Raw genomic sequence first — 25,776 nt, 5'->3', positions numbered from 1 at the left:
TAGATAAGGTTTATTCAGCAATGAGAATCAATAAATACATTAGCCAAAGTGGTATCTGCTCTCGTCGTGAAGTTGACGAATTAATTGAACAGCAAGTTGTTAAGATCAACGGTGTTCTTGCAGACATCGGTGCCACAGTTAATGAAGGAGATATTGTTGAAGTTCGTGGCCAGGTCGTTAAACCAAAGGTTGCTGAAAAAGAAATTATTATTGCTCTAAATAAGCCTCGCGGTATTGTCTCAACAACTGAAAGTAGTGAGAAAGACAATATTGTCGACTACGTTAATCACGTGGAAAGAATCTTTCCTATTGGACGCCTAGACAAGGACTCACAAGGACTCATCTTTCTAACAAATAACGGTGACATCGTTAACAAAATCTTACGTGCTGGAAATAATCACGAAAAAGAGTATGTCGTCACAGTTGATAAGCCAATCAATGATAACTTCATTAATGGTATGGGCGCAGGTGTTCCAATTCTAGGAACGATGACGAAGAAATGTAAAGTTGAACAAATGAGTTTAATGGTTTTTAAAATTACTCTTGTTCAGGGGCTAAATCGTCAGATTCGTCGTATGTGTGAATACTTTGGCTACAATGTCACTAAGCTTGATCGTGTTCGTATCATGAATGTAGGTCTTGATGGCCTTGGTGTTGGAGACTGGCGTGAGTTAAATGAGAGAGAAATTGCGACTCTCTACAAATTAATTGAGGGTTCTTCATCAGAAGATGCAAAAGCTATTAAAAAAACTCCTGCTAAGAAACCGCAACAGCCACAGAAAAAGAAAAAAAGTAAGTATGACAAACTCTTTAAAGATTTAGATAAGGAGTTTAACTTCAGTGGTAAGACAACAAAACGTGAAGAGAAGCGCAAGCAAAATGCTAAAGGCAAACACCGTCGTCGCTAAACCAAGTGCTTGCCCGCATAAATTACTTAGTAATTCCGTACTCTGCTAAAATTGTATTCTTTAGGTATCGATAGATATCAGACTTCTTTGCAAGTCTCTTTCTAAGAGGTGCTCCAAACTTCTTTGCACTCTTTGACCTTCTAAGCTCTCCAGTACAAAACAATGATTTTTGATCTGCCTCAATAAGTAGATCAGAGATTCTTTCTGGTGCAATCTCAATTTCTTCAAGTCCTTCTTTTTTTAGAACGCGATTTACTCTTCTATTAACCTTAGCAACAAGTTTATCAAACTTCTTTCCACCGCCAATATAACCAGTAAATGACATTTTAGCGGCATTCTTAGCAGCAATAATTTTAGAGCTAATAACACCAAACTTTACAACGTTATATACAAGAACAATACCAATAGCACCAATCCCTGCACCAGCTCCAGTTTGAATTGCTTCAATTGGCTTAATTCCAAAATCATCCATAATCTTTTGGGCCGTTTCAGCGTCAATCGTCTCTGTTAAATCAATATCAAGTAGTTCTAGAATTTTTTCACCGAACTCAGTGATTGGACCACCATCTGCAATACCACCAAGAACAAATCCACCGATTGTCGCAACAATTGGAAGTTGAACTAGCCCCAGTGTAAGCTTCACTGGTTGCATAAGTAGATCTTTTCTAAGCTTCCTAACTCTTTGATGATATTCATCCATACACGTTGTATTTGCGGCGAAGTTATTTTGCGCATAATTCTTCATTTCTCTGTAAGTGTTAATCTTTTCAAACTCAGCTGGTACTTGAGTTTGTGCAACAACAGATGATGCAAAGGCAATAGTAATCATAATCGTTAATAAGCTACGAAACATTTTTCTCTCCGATAAATTTCTCTGTAAATAAATATAGATGACACCAATACTGGCCGGTAAGAAGCTTTGTCAACCGTCTAAAAATGCATAAGAGACAGAATAAGACGTGATTCTTTAGGTTATCTAAAGATTAAAATGATGAATGTGCATGAATACTTATAAGAACTAATAAAACTTAAAAAGAAAAAAAATATATTAAAATGCAGCGTCGAGAAGAAGATCGGCTGTTCCATCCAATAACCTCTCAAGAGCATTAGGTTTCGTCTCTTTGTGAAGAAATGGTCCATCGGAATAAACTGCAGACTCTAGAACAAGGCCAGAAGAAACAAGTTTTGATTCGCCGTTAATAGTTGTTCCACCAATAAAATTGAATCCAACTGCTTCCCCATTCGTAATATCACAAGTAATCCTAGGATTCCTGCGATTTAAAAACATTTGAGTATAATAATTTTCGACCTCAGCATCATCGGCAAAGCAATGTGTACAGCCTTCATAATTTGGTCGTGGAGTATTCACAACCTTATCCAAGGGAATAACACATTTATCTTTTCCATAGGTTTCTATAACGATGACACGCCCACTATCTGCTGAAAGCCTAGTCTTAACAATTTTTTTAATCTTATAAGTCTTACTCTTTTCGCTAGAGGTGCGAATTGTTAATGTATTCATTTCGGTCTCATCAGCAAGACCAAAGAATACAAATTGAAATATGAGAAGTGCTTTAATTAATCTCATACCTACTTATCGTAATAATTATTGCTAAGCTTTAATCAACAATTGCATCAGGAACTGTAACATAGCGAATTCTATGTTGTAGATCTTGAGAGATATTATTTTTAATCCATTTCTTTAGGTCACTTACATTTCTCTGTCTCATATAAGAGAGATCCACAAGAATGTGGATATTGCCTCCGGCCTCAAGCTTATGCTTAATACTGTTGCCAGCATTTTCAATATTAAAGCGCCATGAATGAGTTAGAAGTGGAGAAATTGGAGTTTTGACATCCCAGAAGATGCCATTACCATCAACAAACTCCGTTCCCTCAGGACCTCTTTCAATTCCTGCAGCAATAATTCCCCTCTCTTGAGCATAAAGACCACTTACGGCCTCTAACTGACTCGTCTGAGTTTGCTTAAAGTTATGGTCCGGATCTGATGCGAGAGAATCAAAGTCTTCATGTGAAAGATACTTTGGGTTCACAGATGCTCCCTGCTCTTTAAAGATATGCCATAGCATAATATTCTCTTCAATATTTAAGGGAGAAAGAAAAGTTCGAAGAGCACTTGAACAACTTATTTCAGAAACTGATCTTGAAGTTGAGTAAGAGCTTATTGATCGTTGGCCTTCTTTAATATTAGAAGAATAAAAACCTAGGCCAACAAGGCAAAAAAGAACTATAGATTGAATTGATAGTACAAAGAGCTTTAAACGCATATGAACGTTTATCGACAATCTTTAATAATAGTTGAGCTTATTCTTTAGGTAAAAAGCTAAAATTATCAAGAGCACTCGGGAAACGCTTGATCTTATCTAAATTAGCGACAAGATATTTTGATTCTTTACTAATTTGTAAATCAGCAACCACACCTTTAATTTTACTCACTTGATTTTGTAAATTAGCAAGGCGCTCTCCAGTAAGCTTAGGAGTTGCGATCATTCTTTTATTTAAAGGATTCAGCCATCTACCTCTCGAATCTTTAAATCCAAAATGTAGGTGTGGTCCAGTAACTCTTCCAGTAGCTCCTACTGTTCCAATCACTTCATGAGACCTAACCCATGCACCTACTTTCACATTACGGCGGTGAAGGTGATAGTAAAGTGAAGTTGACCCGTCTCTGTGTCTAATCCCAATCTTATTTCCCGCAAATTCATTGTAAGTAGACATGATTACTTTTCCAGCTGCAACGGCATGAACCCTCTCTCCAGTTCTTCCTCTTAAATCAATTCCTCTGTGCATAGCTCGCTTACCCGTTACAGGGTGCATACGCCAGCCATAGCTTGAACGAATGTGAAGTCTTGGAAGTGGATAGCGAAGCCCAGAATTAATTAAGGCCTGACCATTTGGTGTATAGTGTGCTGTATAAGTCGAACTTTTCTCTTGGTCTTCATAGAAATAAGCTTCATGACTGCCAGCTTTTACTCCACTATAAGAAGTAAAAAGAACTTTCGTTTGAACTGTTTTTTTAGAATGTTTTCTTTCACTAAGAAGAACTCTGTAATTGTCTCCCGCACGAGCATTCATTCTAAAGTTAACCTTGCAAAGTAAAACGTTAACAACTTCATTAACAACTGATCTTTCTAGCCCCATGGCCAAAAGATCATCTTGTAGTGTTGAGCCAGAGTTTAGTTGTCCCTCGATCATACGAGGTTGCCAATACGTATCTAACTCACTTAGTGAGTAATCCCACTTACCAGTATCTTCATTTAAAGAAACCAAGTGAGTTTCATAGTCATTTTGAGCAAAAGAAAATTTAATAAGTTTGTTGTATTCGTCGAATGTTGCTTCTAATCGATCCCCTACTTTCAGCTTTGAAAACTCAACTTCATCTCTAAGTTGATTGATTAGATTAAGGGCCTGCTTATTATCGATATTAATATTTTGTAGTGCCTGATATAGACCTTGGCCTCTTTTGATCTCACCCTTCTTAACAATAGTTGTATGAATAAGAGGACTCTTAGGAATCATAGTAGTAGAGCTAGATGCTTCTACATTTTGAGACACATAAACTTGTTGGCAGCCAGTAAGGCCACTTAATAGAATTAAGCTAATAAATAATTTCGACATCTTACTAATAAGCATAGCAAACTTATCGGAATTTACCAAAAAATCTTAACCAACTCTTAACTTAAAAACTCAATAATTTCTAACTGATCTTAGATAATACGGCCTCAATAAATCTTGTCTTCATTTCTTCATAAAGAGCAATATCATTTGAGTGATTTTGTATGAGATTCAACTTTGCATTCTTATACTCAGTCGCAATCATAGGCTCTGCATTTAAATAATCTCTAAAGTCTAAGATATCACTGATACTTTCATCACCTTTCTTAAGAATACGCACACTTGTCAGCACTCTATTGCCTTCAGGTGCTTTACGCTCAAATAAGAAATGTTTTGAATCATTTGAAGTTAGGGAAAATCCTTGGGCCTTGAATTCATTTCGAAACATTTCAATGCCATCAAGAGTATGGACAACACATAGAATATCAAGGGTTGGACGAGCAACAACTTTTGGCATAGCAGTCGAGCCAATATGCTCACAACCCATTAAATTATTTCTCAAAAGCTTTGCCAGAGACTGACTCTCTTTTTCAAATACTTTTAACCAAAAATCATTATATTCTACTAATTCTATCTTATTTTCCATGAAGCGAACTTAGCATAATCATAAAAAGAGTGCGATAGTAAAGTTATGAAAAATCAAAGCGTAAAGAAATTACTATTCATCGTCCTCTCTATCCTATGTTTAACTCCGTGGGTGTCTTCAGCAACGGCCCTTTTTGCAGGAATCATATTCTCACTATTTATAGGAAATCCATTTCAAGAATGGACTACAAAAGCAGTAAAGAAGTTATTGGCCCTAGCTGTAATTGGTCTAGGAGCGGGAATGGATTTGAATGTAGTGACAAAAGTTGGATTGCAGTCAGTTGGGTTTACAGCACTTAGTATACTGGCAGTATTTGTTGTAGGAACTTTACTAGGAAAACTTTTTAAAACACCGCTAAATACAACACTTTTAATAAACTCCGGAACGGCCATATGTGGAGGTAGTGCAATTGCAGCTGTCGCTCCTGTTATCAAAGCAAAGAATCATGAGGTAACAGTCTCATTGGCCGTGGTATTTACATTAAACGCCGTTGCTCTCTTTGTTTTTCCATGGGTTGGTCACTTATTAAAAATAGATCAGACATCATTTGGACTTTGGTCGGCTTTGGCGATTCACGACACCAGTTCCGTTGTTGGAGCATCTCTAAGTTATGGACCGCAGGCACTTGAGGTTGGAACAATTGTCAAATTAGTTCGTGCACTTTGGATTATTCCATTAGCACTTATCTTTAGTGTTACAACTGCCATGCAACTTAAAAAGCAAGGTGCATCTGTTCAAACAAAAACAAAGAAGCCTTGGTTTATTTTAGGATTCATCACGGCAGCAGCACTTGTCACTTTTATCCCAGAATTAAAGTCGCCAGGACTAATGATTTACGCCGGAGCAAAAAAGCTTATGGTTTTAACTCTCTTTTATATCGGTTCGAGTATTACATTAGATCATATTAAAGAGGCAGGAATTAAGCCTATGCTTCAAGGTGTGATACTTTGGTGTTTCACAGCAATCTCAACACTTACTTTAATCATGACTAATATTATAAATTTCAAATAAGAAAGGAGATCTATCTTGTAGCTAAGATAATATACTCTTTCTTATGTGATGGAACTTGGCGGCTAATAATATTGTTGAATCCCCAATCATAGAATTGATCTTCAAACGATTCGATATTCTCAATATATTCCATCTTCACAACCTGTACGGTGAAAATAACACCTTTTAGTGTGCGGTTATACTTCTTAGCAAGACGCAAAACCTCTTTGATGGATTGTTTTGGATTTATATTAATATCTGCATGAATCCAACGAACCTCTTCTGGTAGGTCTTCATGAGAAAGGTCTTGAACCGATCTTTTGATATGTGAGAAGTTTTTATTATTAGCTAAACTTGGATCAATTTTTGCAGGATCAATTCCCACAACCTTGCAGCCTTCATTCAAAAGAAACTGTGACGCTCCACCAGGGGCACAACCAAAGTCTAGCCATAAATCACCTTTGAATAATTTAACGGCATAGAGTTTTACAATTTGAGCAAGTTTTAAATATCCTTTAGAAACTGTATTCTCAGGAACATCAACTTCCACCATTGAATTAGGATAGCGAGTACAACCACTTGCAACAGAGTGGGCACCAAACCAAATTTCATCAGGGCCAAGACTAATTAAATCAATAACAGTCTTTCCTTCAGCACTGTAAGCATTCACCTCTCGTCCAAAAGCCGCCTCAGCATCAAAGTCAGTTTCGCAGCCAATTGCAAAGCTATGAATCATAAAATTGTCGATATCAAGGCCGCTACTCTTTACATCTTCAACGATCGTCTCCGGTTTCGACTTTCCATAAAAAATCCCACAACGTGTAGCAAAAGTAAGCTGTAGTTGAGAGATGGTTTTTAAGTCATAAACGACACCAGTATTTTTAAATGTAACAAAGCCCTTCTTTGAAAAGCTAAAGGTAAATTCTGGATAGAAGTTTTTAACTTCTTCTTTTAAAAGAATTTCATTACCTGGGTTCGTACAAATAAAAATAAATTGTTGCTGACTCATATGTCTCCTGGACACTTATCGGATGATATACATTTAAAGACCAATCTTATCACATATCTAATTTCATTTATGTATATATTTATACTACTCAATCCAATATTTATTCTTGTTCTCACTGATATTCCTTACCGGCCCAACCTAGTCTTTATTATTTTTAAAAATCTTCCTATGGGATTATTGAAATCAAAGATCGTTTAAACTTTCTTCAAATATACAGAAAATGACACCCCGGCCTTCGTGATTATAACAACTTAAATCATAACCGTTGGCATTTAAGTTGCTCTATAAATCTCATGTTTATAAGACTATTTAGATATTTACTACTAGCGACTTTCTTCGCAACGTCCAGCATTGCCTCTGATATAAGTCTTAATGACCTAATTGAATCCCGTGGTAAAGACCTAGCTTCAGGACAAATCATTGAACTTATGAATGGTGAAAAGGTCGAGTTTATCAAAATCCTTGGTGCTGGAAATACAACAACCATCCATGAAGTAAAATCAGGGAATAATATCTACGCCCTAAGAGTTCCAAAATATCACGGAGCATTTAACACGTTTTCAAAATATTCGAATTATATCGATGCCTTCTATCTAGGACATGCGAGTCTTGAAAGCCAAGGAGTTTCAATTCCTGAGATCTATGCATATGAGAAAGAGAATTACCTACTCGTTGAAAAATTAAATCTCAAAGATTCTTTTGATCTTGATGCATTCTTCTTAAACAAAGAAGCGATAAATCCAGAAGATTTTGCAAAGGCCTTAGATAAACTTCCAGACTTTTTCGAATCGATTGCAGCCTACACATTAGTGAAAGATTTCCACCTCGGGCAGCTCGTCTACTCTCCTCAAGATGGAAGGTGGATTCTCATGGACTGGACCCACTCACATGAACTATTTAAAGATGGCCAAGACAAACTTCCATTCACAGTTGATTCGGTAAAGATTCAAGCTGAAAAATATGAAAAGACATTTAAGTTAACTGAGGAGTTTAAAGATCTTTTTAAAAGAATTGAATCACGTATGCAAAATAAACGAAATACTATTTTGGATAATGATAAGCTCTTCCTAGAAAGTCTAAGTTCACTTAGTACAGAAGAATTTATGGGTGCGATTCAAAATCCTCCCAAAGGTTACTCAAATAACCTGACACTAGGGATAATCGATCGTCTCTCATTAATGAACGTACCAAATGAATTACCCGAATATCTTATTGCCAACCATGGAGACTTTAAATATCTTTTGGAGAAATTTCTTGAGCGCACAGATTCAATTGATGATCTTGTGACACTTCTAAATTTGAAAGACAGCCTCGGCATGAAGATTGATTGGAATCTTGAAATGAAAATTCAAAAAATAATCACAAATAGTGACTCCAACACACCTATCAATCTTTATAGGAAGCTTCTCAATCATAACTTTGTTACAAGCTATGCAAAGGCGTGGATAAAGCGCGAACGATTGGACATTGAGACAAGCAATAATTGCGTTGATGTACTTCGCCAACTGGTAAGCAATCCCCTGTGAAAAGGGCGCGGGTACAAATGGAAATTTTAGGTACTTACACGTAATCCCGACCCATTTCACGACAATTATCCATTGAAACTTTAGTAATCTAGCTAATATGGGCCCTCAAATGACTTTTAAAGGCATATATAACTCTTCGTAATCTCGAAAAGTACCCGCGCCCCTTTTAGGAGCGCTCCTTGCTTTTCATTTTACCTAAGAAACCTAAATTGATGACTGTAGACAGGTACATATTTGGGTTTTCGTTCATTCTCTTTTTGAGAAGATCAATCATATACGGAATATGACCCTGAGAAGGATACTTAGCATATACTTCAGAATAATTTTTTTCATTCAAGCGATGACTCCACAAATCTGCAACGTCCACACCTGCCCCATAGTGAAGATATTTAAGTTCGTTACTTTTATTCTCTGCATGCCCTATCGCTCCATGAAGAAGAATCATTTCATGAATAATATCAAGCTGCCTTGGTGTTAAGATATCCTTACAATGAGCACATGCATCATCTGCACCAACAAGCTCAAAAGTCGTACCAGTACAATCCTTGATTAGCCCCAGATCATGCAGAAGCGATCCAATAAAGAAAACTTCGTTATCAACCTTTTCATCATTTAAACTCATTAAAATCTTTCCAAAGGCGTAACTTCTTATTCCATGATTGAAGAGCGGTCCATCATAGAGCTTATCAGCAAGAGCAATAATATTTTGTACCTTTTCGCTCTTTGGAATACTCCACTCAACGGAATTGATATAGCTCGCACTTCTTCTCGTTAACGCCATCTTGCTACGATAAATAGTTTCTTTTAAGTCATATTTGATTAAGCTCTTGATTACCCCACACTTGTGAGGAGGTTTAATTGTGTTCATAGTAACTCCTTAAGTAAACTATACCTAAGTCTTGACTTAAACTACATTGTCACTTATGACATAAACTATGCAAAATACGACAACATTAAATATTCATATTCTAGATTGTAAAGATTCTTTAAAAAGCACAACACAAAACTTTATCGATTACTTTGAAATACTAAGATATATAAATGATAAGGTTATATTTAATATCACTAACCAAATGAACACAAAAATAACAGCAGGAAAAGTAGCGGACTACCTTATCCTTCCCCCTTGCTACAAGCCTCAAAAGGCCACAAAAGAGGAAGCTAGAATAATAAGTGCCCATATATCATCAGAAAAATCAAAAATAGTAGCATGCTGTGGTGGAGCACTTAAACTAGCATCCACAGGAGCACTTGATAGAAGAAAAGCAACAACACATTGGCTATTTGAAAAGAAGTTAAAAACAGAGTATCCAAAAGTTAATGTCGAGGCCCACAGAACAATCATTGAATCAGGAAAGATTATTACGGCAGGCGGAGTTCTTAGTTACCTTGATGTCATTTGCCTAATAATAAAGAAAGAGCTGGGGAAAAAGACGGCCAGAAAGTATAACGAAATTATCCAAGGGCCAGGGATTCGTGAGTATCAAATACCAAAGCAGAAAAGAGATGGTAACCCTGAGTTAAATAATTTGTTTGCAATATACGACAAGCTAAAAGGCGAAGATATTTCCTTAACAAATATTGCACAAGACATGGGTATGTCACCTCGAGGTTTTCAACGCCATCTTAATGAGAAGTACGGAATAACTTTTCGCGACAGCCTAAAAAAATATCGTCTAAAGAAAGTTCAAGAATATATTCTAAAAAATATTCCTATAAAAGAAATCTCTTTCAGACTTGGTTTTATAGATGATATGAGCTTTAGGCGTTTCTTTAAGAAAGAAATGAAAATGCCAATTTCTCAATACAGAGACCTTCTCTTATTGAACATATAGATTCTGTTCTACCTAAAACATACTTTTTATAATTGTATAAATATTTTTGTAGAAATTTGCACTGAATAAGAAGTCATAAATAGACTTATCAGTATTCTCCATTGAGAAATAGATAATGATTGGTAATATATAAAATATATTCGTACTTATAATCCTTATCGTTTCGAACTGTGCAGATCCATTTTTCTGCAAATACTTTCCCAAAATGTAGTGAAAACTTAAGTAAACAATAACATAGGGCCACACGAAGTTAGCAAATGTCGATAAATAGAAGAAGTTATAAAAACCAATCAAATACAAGATAATTTTCAAAACTTTAATTAGTCGATTACTAATAGACATAAACTTCCTTTTATCAAATAAGAACTGTCACCTTTATTTAGAACTACAGAAGGATTTAACTCTACTGTACTAATCTTCACATCTAGACTTTCGGAAACTTTTTCAGTTATTTGAGATTTACTATAATTACAAACATTCAGAATCTTCAAACTTCTATTTATAATATAAACTGAACCATTGAAATTGGATGTTAACAACATTTCTAATGCTTTGAATTTGAGTCCGGCCTTCACTATTTCAGTTTCACCATTGAATGATACTCCACTATCGTAAAAATGATAAGAAGATACAATGTTCTTAAACACATTACCATTTTCAACAAACAGTTTTTCATTTAAATCAGAAACAGCTAAACCAAAGATGCCTTCAAAAAGAATCTCTATTGATTTAACTGAAAATAACTTATCAGCACCAGTTCCAAAAATGGTTTTTGTTAAATTAACTAATAGCTTAGATGGGATTACATCATCAAAAAAACTTGATAGTTGCCCCTTAAACTGTTTACTAAAAGGAATCGATAATATCACGTCACTCAAACATGAAACGATTCGCGTACCATCTTCAAGAGATGAAGTGTGTATCCCTAAGCGAATGCGGTTGAAATACTCATAACTACATTTAAGCATACCAAGACTTTTTGCAACAACTGGCCCACCTGGAACAGCATGAAGAATAGGATTAGCAATAACAAATATTACATCAATTATCTCTTCAGCTCTTTTTGCATCGTTAATCTGATCGGCCATTTTTAACAGAGAAACAATAATTGAAAGATTTTGATTTTGCTTTAAATCTTCCATTTTAGCATCAGGGTAGATCTTACGAAATTTAGAAATTACTTCTAAAATACGCTCTCTTACGATACCTGTTGAAGTAAGTTCAAAATCTAGTGGAGACTTATCCTCTTCATCTACAGAAATTGGCATTCCTGATTCATCTACAACAAAATCACCATAGCTAGTAAGGATCTTAACTGAAGTAAGTTCACCATCTGTTACCTTTTCAATTGTCACTTTATCCTTTAAAGAACGAATAAATAAATCACGACCTTCAATAGTATAAAGACCCTGAGAGTCCTTCATATTTGTAGCTAGAATATCGAACCACTGACCTAATAATGAAGGAATATTTTCTTTAGAATAAGATTCAAGCGTTTCTAAATTCTCGAAGTTAAGAGATATTGAATTTATTACTAAAGGGGCATATTTATGCTCTTCTTTAACGATCAAAGACTCAACAGTGAGCTCTCTATCGATTCCTAACTCATCTTTTAATTCACTTCGCTCACTAGCATTAACTTCTACCGTCGTTTTTAGAAATTGATTCTTAAAAACTAGTTCCTCAATTGAAATTAGCTCATTTAATACTTGATTATCAGGAGACTTAATCTCTTTTAATTCTTTTGATTTTAAAACTATATCATTACTTATTATTCTGGCACTATCTAATAAAGAAGCTTCTTGTGTCTTAAGGTTTTCAATTTCAAGCGCCATTTTATCAAGATTATTAACTTGATAACGATATGTATGTTGTGAATCATAAACCGAAGAATAACTTGCATATTTCAATGAAAGGGACATAACTTTATCATTGAAATCTTTTGCGAGCTTAGTACCATTATCAGGAAGTAAAATGCTTGGAGCACACCCCAACATCCCACACCTCATAGCATCCTTTAAAGATGCTATTGAGTTTAGTTTCTGCACAGAAGAATAAAGATTATTCCAAGTATTTTCAACACTAGAAATATCCCCAAAACGCTTCTCTATTTCATTCTTTAAGCCTTCGACTTCTATCCTTACATCATCAAACTCTAGGTCTCTCCCATATTCAAGAGCAGCAAGTTCATTTCTAACATTATTTTCTTTTAATTTGATTTCATTATTAATTTTTGTTCTAAACTCTTGTATTTTCTGACTAGAAAATGCTTTAAATTTTGCATATTCATTCTTTGTAAAATTATAATTCTTTAACATATCGTTAAATATTCGGTTTGATCTTCTACGCTTCTCATTTAAATTTTCAATTTGTTTATCTAATTCTTCAATTCGCTTAACCATTGCCCTACGTTTTGTCGTCCACTGGCAAGTATTTGGGTCATGCCCCGGGTGATTTTCTCTTCTCTTATAATCTTCTTTACTCCAAACAGCAGAAGCTATGTTCGCATTCGCCTGTCGTATTAGCTTGTCATCTTCATCCAGATTTGATTTAGCATGATCTAGCTTACCTTTTTCATGTCGTACATTAGATTCAAGAGATAATAATTCACCACTATAGTAAAACTTAGTTTCTTCAATAGAAGCTAAAAGTTGCTTCTTAGTTTGAGTAAATTCTTGTCTAACGATATCAATTTCAAGAGAGATTTTATCTTTGCCCTCTTTAAATTGCTTAAGAACACCTTCTAGCTCATTACGATGAGAGCTAAACTCTTTCAATTCAAAATTAACATCATTTACAAAGTTGATGATATTACTGAGTTCCCCTTTTAACTGAGAAACACTAGAATTAATCGTTCGATTAAACCCCTCACTATCAAAACCATCTAGACTGGCCTTAAGCTTTTGATAAGATGCGACTGTTTCAATCTTCTTTAGTTTTATAGCATTTAAAGAATTCTGTGTATTTCTCAAATTCGATTTAAGATCTTCAATTTCTTTTAATGCAAAAGAAAAGTCTTCATCTTCAACTGATTTTAATTTTAGGATATGTGATTTAAAATTAGATACTGATTTTGCAATATATGCATCAACGTTATCATTAACAAATCTGTCAAATAAACGATCGCCGATATAAGAGTCGATACTGTTTAAGTCCTTAGCAACTTGGTCAACAGTTTTAATATCAGCATTTAGATTAGGTGTATTTAATTGTGCTGAATCAACTCTAGGTAATTCATTTAAAGTCGCTCCAACCTCTGCAGGATTTGCACGTGGAGTTGTTACGTCTGCTAAGACAACGGCACGGTTTCCGAATTTGTCCACATGTGTGAAATCATACTTTCCTTTCAATTCTTTTAGAATAGAATTTAATAGCTCAGGCTTATACTTTGCAAGTTTAATAACAGCATCAGTACCATCATTATTTTGGATATTGATTAAATCAAGATTGTCCTTTATATAATTTTCGGCATTAGCATTATCAAAATTATCAATTATAAGCATTAATGCTGTATCACCATTTCTATTACGAAGGCTAAGTTTAAGTCCTCTTTTAATCAAAGAATCTACGATTAATGGACGATTTTTGATAATTGCTAGATGTAGGTATGAGTTACCTTCAATATCTTTAATCTTAAGATCTTTTTGTTTCTTAATAATATTTAATAAAATATCATCTGGAGCATCATTTTTAAGCGCAATCTCAAGAAGACTCTCCCCTTTTGGACCACTTATGATATTTGTACGATAATTCGATAATTCTTTATAAGCCTCGAAATTTTTTGTAATAATAAGCTGATAGATAAATCCTGTTTCAAATACATCCAAACCAAGTGATGCAAGATAAGACATTGACCACTTATTAAGAGAATTTGATTTAATCAGAAAATCTAAAACAGAAGTATTATTTATTTTAATATTAATCGTACGGTACTTACTTAGGTACTGCTCAAGTTTTTTTGACTCTCCATTAACAAGAGAACTCTTCAACTCATCTATTTGACTAATTGAAACATCTTGAATTTTTTTATACTCGGCCTTAATAAACTTTTTTATTGATTCATTACTATTCTTTTCTAGATAATAGAAAATATCACGCTGATGCTTATCTTTAACTTTTAGATCAACACCATTTGCCATAAACAGTTCAATTAATTCGAGATCATCAAACTTACTAAGAGCAATCGTTATAGGTGACCTACTAATATAATCTTTTGCATTAACACCTAATTTTCTCGTGATTAAATACTTCGCTACATTTAGTTTTCTTTTATGGAGAGCATAAATTAATGGTGTTTGTCCGGCCCTATCTCTTGAACTACTTGATAGTTCTTCATACTTATGTTTTGCAAGTTTTTCAACACTATCAATATCAATAGCACTTTTAACACTATCAGATATAGCAAGAATATTCAGAGAAAATAAAAATAAAATTAATAATTTACTCATAGAACACCACTTAAGACTTTATTGAGATCCGTGATAGAAGCTATATTATCTTTTAACATTCTTCTTTCACTCTTACTCAAGTGAAAATATTCTTTTTCTAAAGCTGTCTTTACAAGATAGCTAAAATATTCAATATTTTCCTTTTGAGTAACTTGACTCTGATATTCATAGTCATCAAATGTTCTCTCAAACTGGTCATTGAGATTGAATGACTTTGAACTACTTAGTGTTGCACCATTTTCAAGTAATAATCTGATCATCTTCAAGTCTCTTTTATAGACCGCGTAGTCTATTGGAAGCTTTCCTCTAATATCCTTTTCATCGACTCGTGCACCATTTGCGATTAACTTTAATGCTTCACTATAATTTGAACTTCTCACTCTCATCGTCAATAGTGTTTTACCTTGATAAAGAGTATTAATGTCAGCGTTTTTGAAGAGATACTTCTTATCTGAAAAAATCAGCTGTGGACGACATGTCCCTGCGACTTCAATACTCTTTTGATCGAATGATAATTTAAGCGAATCATTACGTGCGCTGATATTGTAGTCCCCATATCTTAATACACGACTAGAAGGTGCAGCTTTTTTATACATACCTTCTGAAATCTCATTTTGAACCTTATCAAAGCTAATATTTAAATCTTTTAAAATTCTAAACTCCTGTCCGAGGTCTAATACATACTTTTTAAAGCCAATATTACTATCACTAAAAACATCACTTACATCATATTTATACTTAGTGAACTGATTTTCAGTTAGAGAATAACTAGTTTGTAACATTCTTGTTTTTGGAAAACGGTATGAAATCAAAATTTCAAGAGACTCAAATGACATCTCTTCTTTAATATAGACACTAATTGTTTTACTGATTCTTTCGGCTTGTTTAAAGAGTTTATATTTGGAATCTTCTACATTTATTAATTTTTCGTTAGCTTCATTAAATCTTAATGTTCCAACACTCGTTACAATTTCTTTAACAGATTCAAATTTATCATTATATTTTATAACAAGATTTAGTTTCATTCCTTCTCTATCATAAGATACAATGACAAACTTATCTTTAGATATCCCAAAAGCAGAAATAAAGTACTGATCCGCTAGATCAAATGAAACAGGAGTAACAGAATTATCTTTAGTATCTAGTACTTGAAAGTTTCCCTTATCTAAAACAAGAATTGCATCAACTACATTTAATTTTGTATAAATGCTATCTTTAGTGAAGTTTATTTCCTTTTCTTCAATACTAATTAAATTCCTATTTCCATTATCTAAAACATACTTCTTTAATGAAAGACCTGTCCCACATTGAGAACCATCATCAAGTACAAAGATATTATTCATACGAACACTCTTAACTTCACAGTCATGACTGTAAGTCATATTTGTATGACTGACCGTTAAGTCTGGAAATAGATCAACCATATCGATAAGATCTTGTGATAAACCTTGATCAACTTCAACTGAGCTCTTAGCATTGATTAACTTATTTTGAATCTTATCGTCTAAGGAATAAACGAACTCTCCATCTGATGAATAATCGATACCATAAAGATAAATATTTCGACAATAATAGCTTGATGTCCCCTGATTCTCTAAAGTATAAACAGATCTGAATAAGTCGCTATTTGCTGGCTTTCCAGTTACAGCAATTGATTTTCCAAAAGAAAGGTTCGAATAGAGAAAAATTAATAAAGGTATCATTCTCATTGCATATCCTTATTGATGATAGAGACATCTCCAACTCGGCCAAAAAAGATATAATCACCACCACCTCTTAAAGATGTTCCTATTCGTCCTGGCTCACCTGGATTACCACCACTTCGTTTCCACAGTCCGCATCTTACAGAGTCACCACCAGAGCCACCTGCACCACCATTTCCAGGATTGCCAGCAAGTCCCGCGTATTGTCTTACATTTAATCCAAATGGTATTTGTCCTGTTGTAATAAGAGGTAAGTCACTTTGCCATGTGATATTTATTGCACCGACACTTCCAGGGAATCCACCTTGTCCACCATTTCCGCCATGTCCACCGTTGGCACCGCGATTTCTATCACACTCTGCATGGCTACCACCTTGACCGTCTGATCCATTTCCACCATGACCTCCACTTTCTCCAACTAAGACGACATCAAGCTGTCCGAATGAGGCAATATTAATATCTAAATTTAACTCTTTAATTCCACTGATTCCGCTTCGACCATTTTTTCCATCTTTTCCATCACGGCCTTTATCTCCATCACCACTTTTAGCACGCTCATGATTTACACGCTCCCCATCTTTCCCTTTCTCTGCCCTTGGAATTAAATCTTCGAAATACTCTTTTAATCCAACTTCTCCCTTATGACGTACAATATTCACATTGCTTCTTACTGACTGAGCAATATAGCCTTTGCCATGAATATGGAGTTCATCAATAGTTATTTTTGCTATTTTGTTAGAGAGATCTCTTGGAAGGAATAAAACAGACTCGTTGTTTAGAGTAAGTTTTTTGATGTAGAGAGAGTAAACAGAGTCACTTTCTTTCTTAAATTTTTTTAGATTCAAATAGACTGTTTGATTAGGTTTTACAAAAAGCTCTTCTGCAAAAACAAAAGAGCTTAATAAACAAAAAAATATAGTTATAGTTTTAAATTTTCCCATACTGGCGTCAAATGCTTTTGCGTTTCCTTTAGTTGGTCTAGTGCCATTTGTATTTCAAGTGGCGTGTCTCTTAAGTCTTGTCCGTAGTCAAATAGATACTCTTTCAATTCCTTTACTTCATCAATGCTGTCATATCCGAATTTAGCTTTAACCAATTCAACATCACCTTCTAGGTGTGGAACAAATTTTTCAAGTAATGCTCCCGTTGCTCGCATATTATCAATTTCATTAATGAAGTTTCTTTCCTTTACTGCAATATCTTGGCTAATATTGATTAGCTTTTGGAAATAGAAGTTTTTCTTATTTTGAAAGACGTTATTTCCAATATCAATGATCATCATATCTTCAATTTCTTTAGCTTCCTTCATTTTTGACTTTTTAAAATCTTTCGCACTCTTTTCAAGATTTTCTAACTTATCAAATTGCTTTTGAAGGTTTTGAGCAAAGATCGATAAAGCACTCTTTACATATTTTGGGTTACCTTCTAAACAGCTATATTCTATAAATGGAGCAAAACCAGAATTATTTGATAGAAATTCATCCATCTGTTTTAGGCTTATATCACAATAATTTTGGGCAAAGCTGTTATTACTAAACAAAGCAAGTAGTATGCCAATTACTATTGTTGTTCTCATTCTAAACTCCTGGAATTACTAGTATTTAACTTTGATATAGTTAAGGTCTTTATCAAAAATGTATATTGATTTATCTTCATGTTTACTTGTTAGACACTCTGGGTGCAGGCCTTTTTTAAAGGCCATTGTATATAAAACGCCATTTTCGATTCTCTTTGAAATCATCCCGGTTTTATAATTCATCTCAACGCACTTGTGGCTTAATCCTGTAATAGGGTTTGATGTAACAAAGGCCCCTTTATCAGTTTCGTTAATTACTTTAAACGAAATTTTATTATAATCCTTGTCTAATTCTTCAATATTAAAATCGATTTTAAAGTTTTCACTAAGAGCATTATCAATATTAATAGACTCAATGATTTCAAATTCTTTTCTAGAAATATTGTCACTTGAAACTTCTCTAACCATCTTCAATTCATTATCAAACCAAAACTCATAGGTTCCATTTTGATCGAGATTTCCGACTCGGCGTGCAGCGAGATACTGAATAGGTGCATCTGAAATATGAGCAACATAGTTTTTAAGGTTTTCACTATCATCCCTTCTCTTCAAGATGATTGTCCCATTTTCTAATGATTTTGAATTCGGTGTACTGTCATAAAAGCTATGACGAAGAATACTTTCAGCTTCAATTACATCGAATACTTCAAGAATAAGTTCTTTGTTAGAGCCTTTTTTTCTAAAGACTGGATTAGTCCCAGAGATATCTAGTTCTTCAATATTAGATAAATCAGAAACACTTAACTGTGCAACAACCTTGGATGTATCACGATTCTTTAAAATTATATTGCCCTCGCTAAATTCACTAACTAGATTTACAGGACTGTAAGATATCGATACATCTTCGTATTTTACTCGCTTCAAAATATCAATATTTTCTAAATTGAATTTGCTTGTATTCGCAACAGAAGAGACTTCTGTAGAGTTACTTTCATGATTTATACGACTATTTGTCTTATCTTTACATGCAATTAAAAGTGAAGGTAAGACTAATGATAAAACGAAAAAATGCTTCATTCTAACTCCTAATAGTTTACTATTGCTTAAAGTTAGCATGAATAAATTTTAGTTTGTGTGTTACATGATTATTTACACAGGGTGAATAATGATTAATCAATATACTTCATTTTCTCAATCCAAGACCTCGTCTTGTTATCATCGAAATTGCGTACAGGCCCTACCAAAACCGTTCTCTTAGTTTTTATCCCTGAAAAGCTAAGAATTAAACTTTTAAGCAGCTTTGGCCCTAAATTCCCTTGAACATACTTGTAGTAAAATGGTGGCGTATCCATTGTCGTAACAATTGTCGCAGTCTTACCACTCAGAAGTTTTGTTTGAAAGCTCTGCCCTGGCTCAAACTTAAAGGCAAATCCTGGCAAGAAAACACGATCAAAGAAACCCTTTAATTTGGAAGGTAGACTCCCCCACCATGTTGGGTAGAAGATAGCGATATGACTGGCCTCTTGTATTGATGCCTGTGCAGAAATAAGCACATCTTCAAGAGGAACTATTTCTTTATATCCTTTGTCTAAAATAGGATTGAATTCAATTTCAGATAGATCAATTAAGCTCACACGATTTCCCTTGGCCTCCTGTGCCTCAAGATAAGACTTAGCAAGAGAATATGTGAGAGATGTTGAATCAGAATGACCTTGGATAACTAATATATTTTTCATATGCTCCTCAAATGTTAACACTTGTTTACATAATATAAGTTAACACTTGTTTACTTTCAAGACAAAAGAAGGCAAAATGAAGAAATGAGAAAAAAATCGGATACTTATCATCATGGCGCACTTAAAGAATCAATCCTATTGAATGCAAGTCAAATCATTGCAGAGAATGGAAGTGTCGATTTCTCAATCAGAGATATTAGCAATGCTTGTAAAGTATCTCCTGCTGCAATTTATAAGCACTTTAAATCAAGAAATGAAATTGCAGTGAAACTTGCTCTTCAAGGAGTAAGTCTTCTTAAAGAAGAGTTTGATCTTATTTCAAACTCAAAGTCCCCTGGCCTTTTGAAATACTGTAAAGCTTATATTAATTTTGCAAAAGAAAACGAGGGACACTTTAGGGCCATTTATTTTAAGAAAATTTGTTCAATGGGTGAGTTTCAAGAAGTTGAAAGCATTACAGATCAACTCTATGCATACCTTTTAGAATCAATCGATACAAAGACATCGCTTAAGAAAGATGATTATAAAATAAAGAAAATACTCGCCTGTATCCACGGCGTTTCGTTTCTTATCATAGATAATTGTGCAGAATTTTCTGAAAAGGAAATTGATAAAATCCTGAAAGATGTCATCTAAGCCGATAGCTATATTATATTTCAAATTTAAGTTGATCTAAGAAGGCATGAAAGAAAGCAAGCCTTCTCATTCCTTCTTCTTTTCCTGCTTGCGTGTTAAGACGATCATTTAGTTTTAACAACTTTTTTTCAAAATGATCTAGAGAATAGCTCTTATCATCTAAAGTGCGCTCTTGAGCCCATGGATCATCAAGATGATAATACTTAGATTTCATCTTAGTTCCACAACTGGCCCATCTCATCACTCCGATTGCACCCATTGCATCGAGCTTGTCCGCATCTTGTAAGATTTCAGATTCTATAGAGCTGGCCTTTAAGTTGGCACTATAAGAATGCTCTAAGATAACTTGTGCAATATGCTCTACTTCATTATCAGTATAATTATATTCACTAAGTAAGGACTTAGCCTTTTGTGCAGCAAGAGCGCTGGCCTTACTACGATGTTCACTATTTTTAGGAATATTAATAATATCGTGTAAATAGGCCGAAGTATTTAAGACTCTTAAATTGACTTCCTGGCCATGAGAAAGTTTTTCACATAAATTTGCAACTCTAATAACATGAGACCAGTCGTGACTCGGATCATCGTGGTCATAGTATGACCTAATCTTATCTAGCAATTCTTTTTTAAACATCTAATACTCTCCCATCAAATACTATCGAGAAACGGAAAATCACTTCCCTCTTTGATACAATCGATAAGATAAAGAGCAAGTCCCATCTCTCCTGTAAAAAGAGTAGCACGGCCATTTCTTTGAGTTAGTGCATGCATGGCAAATGAACGAGCGCGATCAAGCCATTTCTTATCACCAGTTCTTTTATAGAGTTGTAAGAAAGCATAACCATTTCCATCTGTTCCATGACAAAGAGAAACCCCTTTATCAAGTGGCCCAGCTTGCCAGATAACCTCAGCTGATTTTAAAAGGCAATCATCAACAAATTCATCGCGAGGATAATTTACAAGTGAAGTCACTACCCCAGGAGCTCCATGACACCATTGTGTTAACTGCTTTATTTGCGGCATTGGTGGATAGACAACTTCATAATTCATCATCTCACCTTCTTCCTTGCTAACAGCTTTCATAACTTTTTTAACGTGAGCAAGGAGATAATCCCTATCACCTTGAGAGAGAAGATTAATCTCTTTTAAGATTCCAAAAATATTTCCAAAGTAGCCGTGACCTGCTCCAATATAGCGAACCTTCTTGCCATACATATCTTGTTCCCAAACAAGCTCACCTTTGGCCTCTTCTTCTTTCAGTTTTTTAATTAAAAAATCGACATTTTTTAGGAAGAGTTTCGCCCAACGCTCTTCTTTTGTTTCTCGATAAAGAAAAGAAGCTGCAAGCATAGTTCCAGGAGCACCCCATAGGGCCTCAATGGTTGCATTTTCGATATTAGACTCAACTAACTCAAATATTTTATCTTGAGTTACTTTTGCAGGAGAAAACTGGTTTTGAACGAGAAGAATCCCGACTTCTCCAAGAAAAAGAGAAGGAACTACATTTTTAGTATCTGGGCGACGAAGATAGTCCTCATGAATTTGATTTAATAATTCTACTTTATTGAAAGGGAGGTCACGATTAAGAAATTTTGAAACTTTATTCAACGCCCAAACAGTACCTGCAGCGCCATAATAAATCGTCTTATTACTTTCGATTTGCGCATCTTCATTCTTGTCTGCAATCCAATACTTTTTAGCATCAAAATTTCTCAGAGTGTCATTAAAGATTAACTCAATAACTTCGTTTACTTTCTCTAAATTCCATCCAGCATCGATCAAAGTTTCGTGCTTTGTTGGTTCAAACAACATAATTATCCCTATCACTGTATTATTAGGATAATTTTAACATTGTGTTCAAAAAAAATCCTCTGCCAAAGGCCGACATCTGATATTTTATATCGTAGAATCTCACTAAATATTGAATCAATTACGGAGTTCCATATGGACACAAATATAAAAGAAAGACTAACGCAAATCGTAAATAATATGCCGACAGACTGGCTGCGCTTAACGACACACAGACTTGATATCTATAATGAGTCACTTGCCAAAGTTGAATTTCTTCAAAAATTAGAAGCTGGAGTTGAGCTAGAAGAACTTCCAACTGCATATGATTATATTCGTCTTGGTCATCCACTTTCATGTGTTCTTGAGTGGGCCATTGCAAAAGAAGCGGGACTTAATGCTGAAAGTGTTATTTCATTTTCATCTGAAACAATGCCAATCCTCGCCGTTCTTCGCGCAAATAAGTTTCTAGGAAAGCGCACTCTAATCGTTAGTGAAAGGCCATTATCAGAATTATTTCAATCAGTTTATCAGTACGACTTTATTCAATCACAACAAATGGATAAGGATTTTGATGGAACTACAATTGTAATCGATGGAAGTGAAAAAGCTGATATCAATGTTGCTCGTTATCCAAAGCTAGGAAGTATCATAACTGTAAATAGTAATGATGAAGCATATATTAAAGAGATTCAACACGTAAGACGTCGTGAATCGATTGCCATGACTCCGCAAAATTGTCTTACAGTTATTAAGGCAATGCTTGGAGAAAGTCCAAGTGAGATGAATACTGTTGATACAACAGAGCTAACAAAAACAATTCAAGATATCACAAACTCTAAGACACAAGTTGCATTTAGTAACTGCGGTCTATCCGCACAATATGCAATCATGATGGGACAAGTGCACTTTGCTAATGTAAACCATCCTGGAAAAGATATTAAGTTCATTGTACCGCCGAATTGTTACGGTGGAACAAATGACCAAGCAAGACGTGTAGCTGCTTGTATTGATAACGTCGAAATTATTGACCTTCCAGTTGATAGTGGAAAAGATATGGTAACAGAGCTTGAGCGTATTCTAACAGACGTTGCTCATGCGGATGGTGTTCCATATATTATTGGTGAGATTCCAACTAACCCACGTGTTGAAATCCCAGACTTAATTAAACTGCGTGAAACTCTTAAGAAGCCAAGATTTACTGATGATGGAGCAACTGCAGTTGGTGCAGTTTTCAATCTCGATCAAACTTTTTGCCCAAATGTAAAATTCTTTGGGGATCACGGCTACCTAAATGACGTGAAAGTTATTTCATATGTAAGTGGATCAAAATTTCCAAGTGGTGGCCTTTGTACTGCAGGCTATGCAGTTGCAAGTGATAGTGCTGCTGAGTATATGAGCTATATTGAAAATCATCTGAAACTTTGTGATAACGTAGCAACTAATCTACAACTTCAAATTTTAACTCGTGAAATGCCAGGTATGAATGAAAGAATCGCTAAGGCCTACGCAAATACACGTGGGCTTGTTGACTATATTCAAAAACATCTTCCAAAGGCAAAGATCAATTTTGTTTCGCATGAACTTGCAGATGCAACTTTTACTCCTTCTGTTTTCTCACTAGACCTTCCAGCGACTAGTGAAGAGCATAAACGTGAACTTAACCACAAACTTATCCGAATGATGATTGAAGCAATCCCTGAAGAAAGTAAGCATTGTGTAAGCTACGGCCAATTAAAAGGCTGTTACTGGACAGTTCCTGCAACCTCAACTCAAGGGACGACAAAAGAGAGCGACAAAGACTATATCGTTCGCGTCTCTGTTGCTGCTGACTTTGATCTAAAAAAACATCAGGAAGTCTTTAAGAGATTTGTAAAAGAAGCTTACTAATAGTACGCGCCTAGCGCGTACTTCTCCTATAAGGCATCCTTCAATAACTTTTGAAAATTTGCACACTCAAAATGATCTTTTTCCTTACAATTATTCAAGTGTTCTAGGCTATTCTTCATTTTCTTTAGTTTCTCAATCTGCTCATCAATTTCATTAATCTTCTTTGTAAAAAGTGAACGTCTAACTTTAAACTTTCCGTTAGCTGTAAGCATTGAGGAAATCTCCTCTAGACTTAGGCCACAAGATTGTGCCAATGAAATAAATGAGAGATTATGAATAACACCCTTTGGAAACACTCGCTTTAGGCCATGTCTACCTATCGACTTTATTAGACCAATCTTCTCGTAATAACGAATCTTAGATGAAGCAAGAGATGTAACTTTTGATAATTCACTTATATCCATATTAATCCTTGATAACACTAATTGACTTGAAGTTAACTTTAACTTGTAGAGTGAATATAACAAAGGAATATTTTATGAAAATTATAATACTAGGAATTCTCGCTACTTTATTTATGGATTTATGGGCATATATGATGAAAATTACCTTTAATATTAAAGGACTTGATTACAAGCTCGTTGGCCGTTGGGCATATTATATAACCCAAGGTACTTTTTTCCACCAAACAATTATTCAAACAAAGCCTGCTCCAAATGAATCACTCATTGGCTGGAGTATTCACTATTTAATCGGAATATTTTTTGCAATTGTCTTAATTATAATTTTCGGAAGTGATTGGCTTCTTGCCCCTCAATTAATTCCTGCTCTTATCGTTGGTTTAATTACATTACTGGCACCTTTTTATATCATGCAACCAGCATTTGGATTTGGCGTCGCAGCATCTCTAACCCCGGCTCCTTTTCAGACACGAGTAAAGAGCATTATGGCACATACCTCATATGGAGTAGGTTTATACTTAGCAGGACTTACTTTATCTCTTTAAAAATTTCAGGAAGCTTAAAAGCAAGAGCAGACACACTTTCAGGATTTTTTCAACAGAACGAATTTCGCACCTATCCTAGTTTAATTATTACTTTGAATAGGTGCGAATGTATTAAAATTCTCTTTCACAACCAACTTCTCGAGCACCAGAGAAACTAACTTTGTTACTAGTAACCTCTTCAGAGCCTTCAATTACGTATTGTGTTTCCAGTACAAATCGAGAGTAATTTGCACGTTCTTCAAAGCGAACTTCAAACATTAAATTTTTTAGATTAACGACTTCAACCTTATCTGTTTCATGAGGTTGGCCAAATAGTGGATTAGTACGTGTCACAGTAATATTCTCAATATTTCGACAACTGATTAGAAGCCTATCTTCACTGAAACGACATTTAGACTTATCTAGACTAAAGCTTGTAAGAGCTCGAGCTTCCCAGTGATTAAAAAGCTTAAAGACTGTTGCACCTGTTAGACTAATATTTAGACTATTTTCAGTTTCAAGAACTGACATCTTATTATAAGCGAAACTCGAGTCGCGACAATCAAGGTCACTATGAATAACGCCTGCTTGAGTAGTTGCTGCAATTAATAGACCTAATAATAACTTCTTCATCTCTCTCTCCT

General features: G+C 34.8%; 24 protein-coding genes. 7 read left to right on the top strand and 17 right to left on the bottom strand.

What is annotated here, in order from left to right:
- Positions 1-20: 20 nt before the first annotated feature.
- Positions 21-908: a 23S rRNA pseudouridine(2604) synthase RluF gene (gene rluF, locus ACMAWV_RS13185; protein ID WP_412470219.1), complete on the top strand. Its 888-nt coding sequence runs from the start codon at positions 21-23 to the stop codon at positions 906-908.
- A gap of 22 nt (positions 909-930) precedes the next feature.
- Here the strand turns inward: rluF and ACMAWV_RS13180 are convergent, their stop codons facing one another.
- From ACMAWV_RS13180 to ACMAWV_RS13160, 5 genes are all read right to left on the bottom strand, one after another.
- Entirely contained in the window at positions 931-1,761 is an 831-nt protein-coding gene (locus ACMAWV_RS13180; protein ID WP_412470220.1) for a hypothetical protein, read from the bottom strand.
- A gap of 195 nt (positions 1,762-1,956) precedes the next feature.
- The gene (locus tag ACMAWV_RS13175) at positions 1,957-2,496 is read right to left on the bottom strand and encodes a hypothetical protein (protein WP_412470221.1); all 540 of its coding nucleotides are present in this window, start codon (positions 2,494-2,496) and stop codon (positions 1,957-1,959) included.
- Positions 2,497-2,527: 31 nt separating this feature from the next.
- A complete protein-coding gene (locus tag ACMAWV_RS13170; RefSeq protein ID WP_412475804.1) occupies positions 2,528-3,196 on the bottom strand; it encodes a hypothetical protein in 669 nt (222 codons plus the stop codon).
- 37 nt (positions 3,197-3,233) lie between these two features.
- Positions 3,234-4,562 (bottom strand): M23 family metallopeptidase, encoded by a 1,329-nt coding sequence (locus tag ACMAWV_RS13165; RefSeq protein ID WP_392992859.1) that lies wholly within the window; start codon positions 4,560-4,562, stop codon positions 3,234-3,236.
- 64 nt (positions 4,563-4,626) lie between these two features.
- Entirely contained in the window at positions 4,627-5,130 is a 504-nt protein-coding gene (locus tag ACMAWV_RS13160) for a GrpB family protein (RefSeq protein ID WP_392992862.1), read from the bottom strand.
- Between the two features lie 45 nt (positions 5,131-5,175).
- Between ACMAWV_RS13160 and ACMAWV_RS13155 the strand changes: the two genes are divergently transcribed.
- Entirely contained in the window at positions 5,176-6,141 is a 966-nt protein-coding gene (locus ACMAWV_RS13155; RefSeq protein ID WP_412470223.1) for a YeiH family protein, read from the top strand.
- Between the two features lie 10 nt (positions 6,142-6,151).
- Here the strand turns inward: ACMAWV_RS13155 and ACMAWV_RS13150 are convergent, their stop codons facing one another.
- Entirely contained in the window at positions 6,152-7,129 is a 978-nt protein-coding gene (locus ACMAWV_RS13150; RefSeq protein ID WP_412470224.1) for an SAM-dependent methyltransferase, read from the bottom strand.
- A gap of 293 nt (positions 7,130-7,422) precedes the next feature.
- Here ACMAWV_RS13150 and ACMAWV_RS13145 point away from each other — a divergent pair, with 293 nt between their 5' ends.
- Positions 7,423-8,655, top strand: a complete 1,233-nt coding sequence (locus ACMAWV_RS13145; RefSeq protein ID WP_412470225.1) for a hypothetical protein — start codon at positions 7,423-7,425, stop codon at positions 8,653-8,655.
- Between the two features lie 166 nt (positions 8,656-8,821).
- Here the strand turns inward: ACMAWV_RS13145 and ACMAWV_RS13140 are convergent, their stop codons facing one another.
- A complete protein-coding gene (locus ACMAWV_RS13140) occupies positions 8,822-9,523 on the bottom strand; it encodes a hypothetical protein (RefSeq protein WP_103218301.1) in 702 nt (233 codons plus the stop codon).
- Positions 9,524-9,590: 67 nt separating this feature from the next.
- Between ACMAWV_RS13140 and ACMAWV_RS13135 the strand changes: the two genes are divergently transcribed.
- Positions 9,591-10,490: a helix-turn-helix domain-containing protein gene (locus ACMAWV_RS13135; protein ID WP_412463280.1), complete on the top strand. Its 900-nt coding sequence runs from the start codon at positions 9,591-9,593 to the stop codon at positions 10,488-10,490.
- 320 nt (positions 10,491-10,810) lie between these two features.
- Here ACMAWV_RS13135 and ACMAWV_RS13130 read toward each other — a convergent pair whose 3' ends face one another.
- From ACMAWV_RS13130 to ACMAWV_RS13105, 6 genes are all read right to left on the bottom strand, one after another.
- Positions 10,811-14,938: a hypothetical protein gene (locus tag ACMAWV_RS13130; RefSeq protein ID WP_412470226.1), complete on the bottom strand. Its 4,128-nt coding sequence runs from the start codon at positions 14,936-14,938 to the stop codon at positions 10,811-10,813.
- Positions 14,935-16,647, bottom strand: coding sequence for an ankyrin repeat domain-containing protein (locus tag ACMAWV_RS13125; protein WP_412470227.1), 1,713 nt, complete (start codon positions 16,645-16,647; stop codon positions 14,935-14,937). The genes ACMAWV_RS13130 and ACMAWV_RS13125 overlap by 4 nt, the downstream gene beginning before the upstream one ends.
- Positions 16,644-17,486, bottom strand: coding sequence for a hypothetical protein (locus ACMAWV_RS13120; protein ID WP_392992880.1), 843 nt, complete (start codon positions 17,484-17,486; stop codon positions 16,644-16,646). Before ACMAWV_RS13120 ends, ACMAWV_RS13125 begins: the two co-directional genes overlap by 4 nt.
- A gap of 74 nt (positions 17,487-17,560) precedes the next feature.
- Entirely contained in the window at positions 17,561-18,217 is a 657-nt protein-coding gene (locus ACMAWV_RS13115; RefSeq protein WP_103218307.1) for a hypothetical protein, read from the bottom strand.
- An 18-nt stretch (positions 18,218-18,235) separates the two neighbouring features.
- A complete protein-coding gene (locus ACMAWV_RS13110; protein ID WP_412463283.1) occupies positions 18,236-19,234 on the bottom strand; it encodes a hypothetical protein in 999 nt (332 codons plus the stop codon).
- Between the two features lie 92 nt (positions 19,235-19,326).
- Positions 19,327-19,893 (bottom strand): NAD(P)H-dependent oxidoreductase, encoded by a 567-nt coding sequence (locus tag ACMAWV_RS13105; protein ID WP_412463284.1) that lies wholly within the window; start codon positions 19,891-19,893, stop codon positions 19,327-19,329.
- Between the two features lie 84 nt (positions 19,894-19,977).
- On the opposite strand from ACMAWV_RS13105, the gene ACMAWV_RS13100 reads away from it, so the two are divergent.
- Positions 19,978-20,529, top strand: a complete 552-nt coding sequence (locus ACMAWV_RS13100; RefSeq protein ID WP_412470228.1) for a TetR/AcrR family transcriptional regulator — start codon at positions 19,978-19,980, stop codon at positions 20,527-20,529.
- A gap of 13 nt (positions 20,530-20,542) precedes the next feature.
- On the opposite strand, the gene ACMAWV_RS13095 is transcribed toward ACMAWV_RS13100, so the two are convergent.
- Positions 20,543-21,163: an HD domain-containing protein gene (locus ACMAWV_RS13095; protein WP_412470229.1), complete on the bottom strand. Its 621-nt coding sequence runs from the start codon at positions 21,161-21,163 to the stop codon at positions 20,543-20,545.
- Between the two features lie 14 nt (positions 21,164-21,177).
- Positions 21,178-22,341: a lanthionine synthetase C family protein gene (locus ACMAWV_RS13090; RefSeq protein WP_412470230.1), complete on the bottom strand. Its 1,164-nt coding sequence runs from the start codon at positions 22,339-22,341 to the stop codon at positions 21,178-21,180.
- 132 nt (positions 22,342-22,473) lie between these two features.
- On the opposite strand from ACMAWV_RS13090, the gene ACMAWV_RS13085 reads away from it, so the two are divergent.
- A complete protein-coding gene (locus ACMAWV_RS13085) occupies positions 22,474-24,207 on the top strand; it encodes a hypothetical protein (protein ID WP_412470231.1) in 1,734 nt (577 codons plus the stop codon).
- A gap of 26 nt (positions 24,208-24,233) precedes the next feature.
- Here the strand turns inward: ACMAWV_RS13085 and ACMAWV_RS13080 are convergent, their stop codons facing one another.
- A complete protein-coding gene (locus ACMAWV_RS13080) occupies positions 24,234-24,611 on the bottom strand; it encodes a MerR family DNA-binding protein (protein ID WP_392992900.1) in 378 nt (125 codons plus the stop codon).
- A 74-nt stretch (positions 24,612-24,685) separates the two neighbouring features.
- Between ACMAWV_RS13080 and ACMAWV_RS13075 the strand changes: the two genes are divergently transcribed.
- On the top strand, positions 24,686-25,153 hold the full coding sequence (locus tag ACMAWV_RS13075; RefSeq protein ID WP_392992903.1) for a DUF2938 domain-containing protein: 468 nt from the start codon (positions 24,686-24,688) through the stop codon (positions 25,151-25,153).
- A gap of 111 nt (positions 25,154-25,264) precedes the next feature.
- On the opposite strand, the gene ACMAWV_RS13070 is transcribed toward ACMAWV_RS13075, so the two are convergent.
- Positions 25,265-25,765: a hypothetical protein gene (locus ACMAWV_RS13070; protein WP_412463289.1), complete on the bottom strand. Its 501-nt coding sequence runs from the start codon at positions 25,763-25,765 to the stop codon at positions 25,265-25,267.
- Positions 25,766-25,776: the final 11 nt, after the last annotated feature.

This window comes from Halobacteriovorax sp. RT-1-1, assembly GCF_047085455.1.
In the GTDB taxonomy this organism is placed as follows: domain Bacteria; phylum Bdellovibrionota; class Bacteriovoracia; order Bacteriovoracales; family Bacteriovoracaceae; genus Halobacteriovorax_A.
Note: the sequence above shows the minus strand (reverse complement) of the source record. Positions and strands in the feature narration are given on the sequence as shown.

Bases quoted from the DNA above. Each gene is read 5' to 3' on its own strand.
- rluF (WP_412470219.1), top strand. From the start codon at position 21: ATGAGAATCAATAAATACATTAGCCAAAGTGGTATCTGCTCTCGTCGT.
- ACMAWV_RS13180 (WP_412470220.1), bottom strand. From the start codon at position 1,761: ATGTTTCGTAGCTTATTAACGATTATGATTACTATTGCCTTTGCATCA.
- ACMAWV_RS13175 (WP_412470221.1), bottom strand. From the start codon at position 2,496: ATGAGATTAATTAAAGCACTTCTCATATTTCAATTTGTATTCTTTGGT.
- ACMAWV_RS13170 (WP_412475804.1), bottom strand. From the start codon at position 3,196: ATGCGTTTAAAGCTCTTTGTACTATCAATTCAATCTATAGTTCTTTTT.
- ACMAWV_RS13165 (WP_392992859.1), bottom strand. From the start codon at position 4,562: ATGCTTATTAGTAAGATGTCGAAATTATTTATTAGCTTAATTCTATTA.
- ACMAWV_RS13160 (WP_392992862.1), bottom strand. From the start codon at position 5,130: ATGGAAAATAAGATAGAATTAGTAGAATATAATGATTTTTGGTTAAAA.
- ACMAWV_RS13155 (WP_412470223.1), top strand. From the start codon at position 5,176: ATGAAAAATCAAAGCGTAAAGAAATTACTATTCATCGTCCTCTCTATC.
- ACMAWV_RS13150 (WP_412470224.1), bottom strand. From the start codon at position 7,129: ATGAGTCAGCAACAATTTATTTTTATTTGTACGAACCCAGGTAATGAA.
- ACMAWV_RS13145 (WP_412470225.1), top strand. From the start codon at position 7,423: ATGTTTATAAGACTATTTAGATATTTACTACTAGCGACTTTCTTCGCA.
- ACMAWV_RS13140 (WP_103218301.1), bottom strand. From the start codon at position 9,523: ATGAACACAATTAAACCTCCTCACAAGTGTGGGGTAATCAAGAGCTTA.
- ACMAWV_RS13135 (WP_412463280.1), top strand. From the start codon at position 9,591: ATGCAAAATACGACAACATTAAATATTCATATTCTAGATTGTAAAGAT.
- ACMAWV_RS13130 (WP_412470226.1), bottom strand. From the start codon at position 14,938: ATGAGTAAATTATTAATTTTATTTTTATTTTCTCTGAATATTCTTGCT.
- ACMAWV_RS13125 (WP_412470227.1), bottom strand. From the start codon at position 16,647: ATGAGAATGATACCTTTATTAATTTTTCTCTATTCGAACCTTTCTTTT.
- ACMAWV_RS13115 (WP_103218307.1), bottom strand. From the start codon at position 18,217: ATGAGAACAACAATAGTAATTGGCATACTACTTGCTTTGTTTAGTAAT.
- ACMAWV_RS13110 (WP_412463283.1), bottom strand. From the start codon at position 19,234: ATGAAGCATTTTTTCGTTTTATCATTAGTCTTACCTTCACTTTTAATT.
- ACMAWV_RS13105 (WP_412463284.1), bottom strand. From the start codon at position 19,893: ATGAAAAATATATTAGTTATCCAAGGTCATTCTGATTCAACATCTCTC.
- ACMAWV_RS13100 (WP_412470228.1), top strand. From the start codon at position 19,978: ATGAGAAAAAAATCGGATACTTATCATCATGGCGCACTTAAAGAATCA.
- ACMAWV_RS13095 (WP_412470229.1), bottom strand. From the start codon at position 21,163: ATGTTTAAAAAAGAATTGCTAGATAAGATTAGGTCATACTATGACCAC.
- ACMAWV_RS13090 (WP_412470230.1), bottom strand. From the start codon at position 22,341: ATGTTGTTTGAACCAACAAAGCACGAAACTTTGATCGATGCTGGATGG.
- ACMAWV_RS13085 (WP_412470231.1), top strand. From the start codon at position 22,474: ATGGACACAAATATAAAAGAAAGACTAACGCAAATCGTAAATAATATG.
- ACMAWV_RS13080 (WP_392992900.1), bottom strand. From the start codon at position 24,611: ATGGATATAAGTGAATTATCAAAAGTTACATCTCTTGCTTCATCTAAG.
- ACMAWV_RS13075 (WP_392992903.1), top strand. From the start codon at position 24,686: ATGAAAATTATAATACTAGGAATTCTCGCTACTTTATTTATGGATTTA.
- ACMAWV_RS13070 (WP_412463289.1), bottom strand. From the start codon at position 25,765: ATGAAGAAGTTATTATTAGGTCTATTAATTGCAGCAACTACTCAAGCA.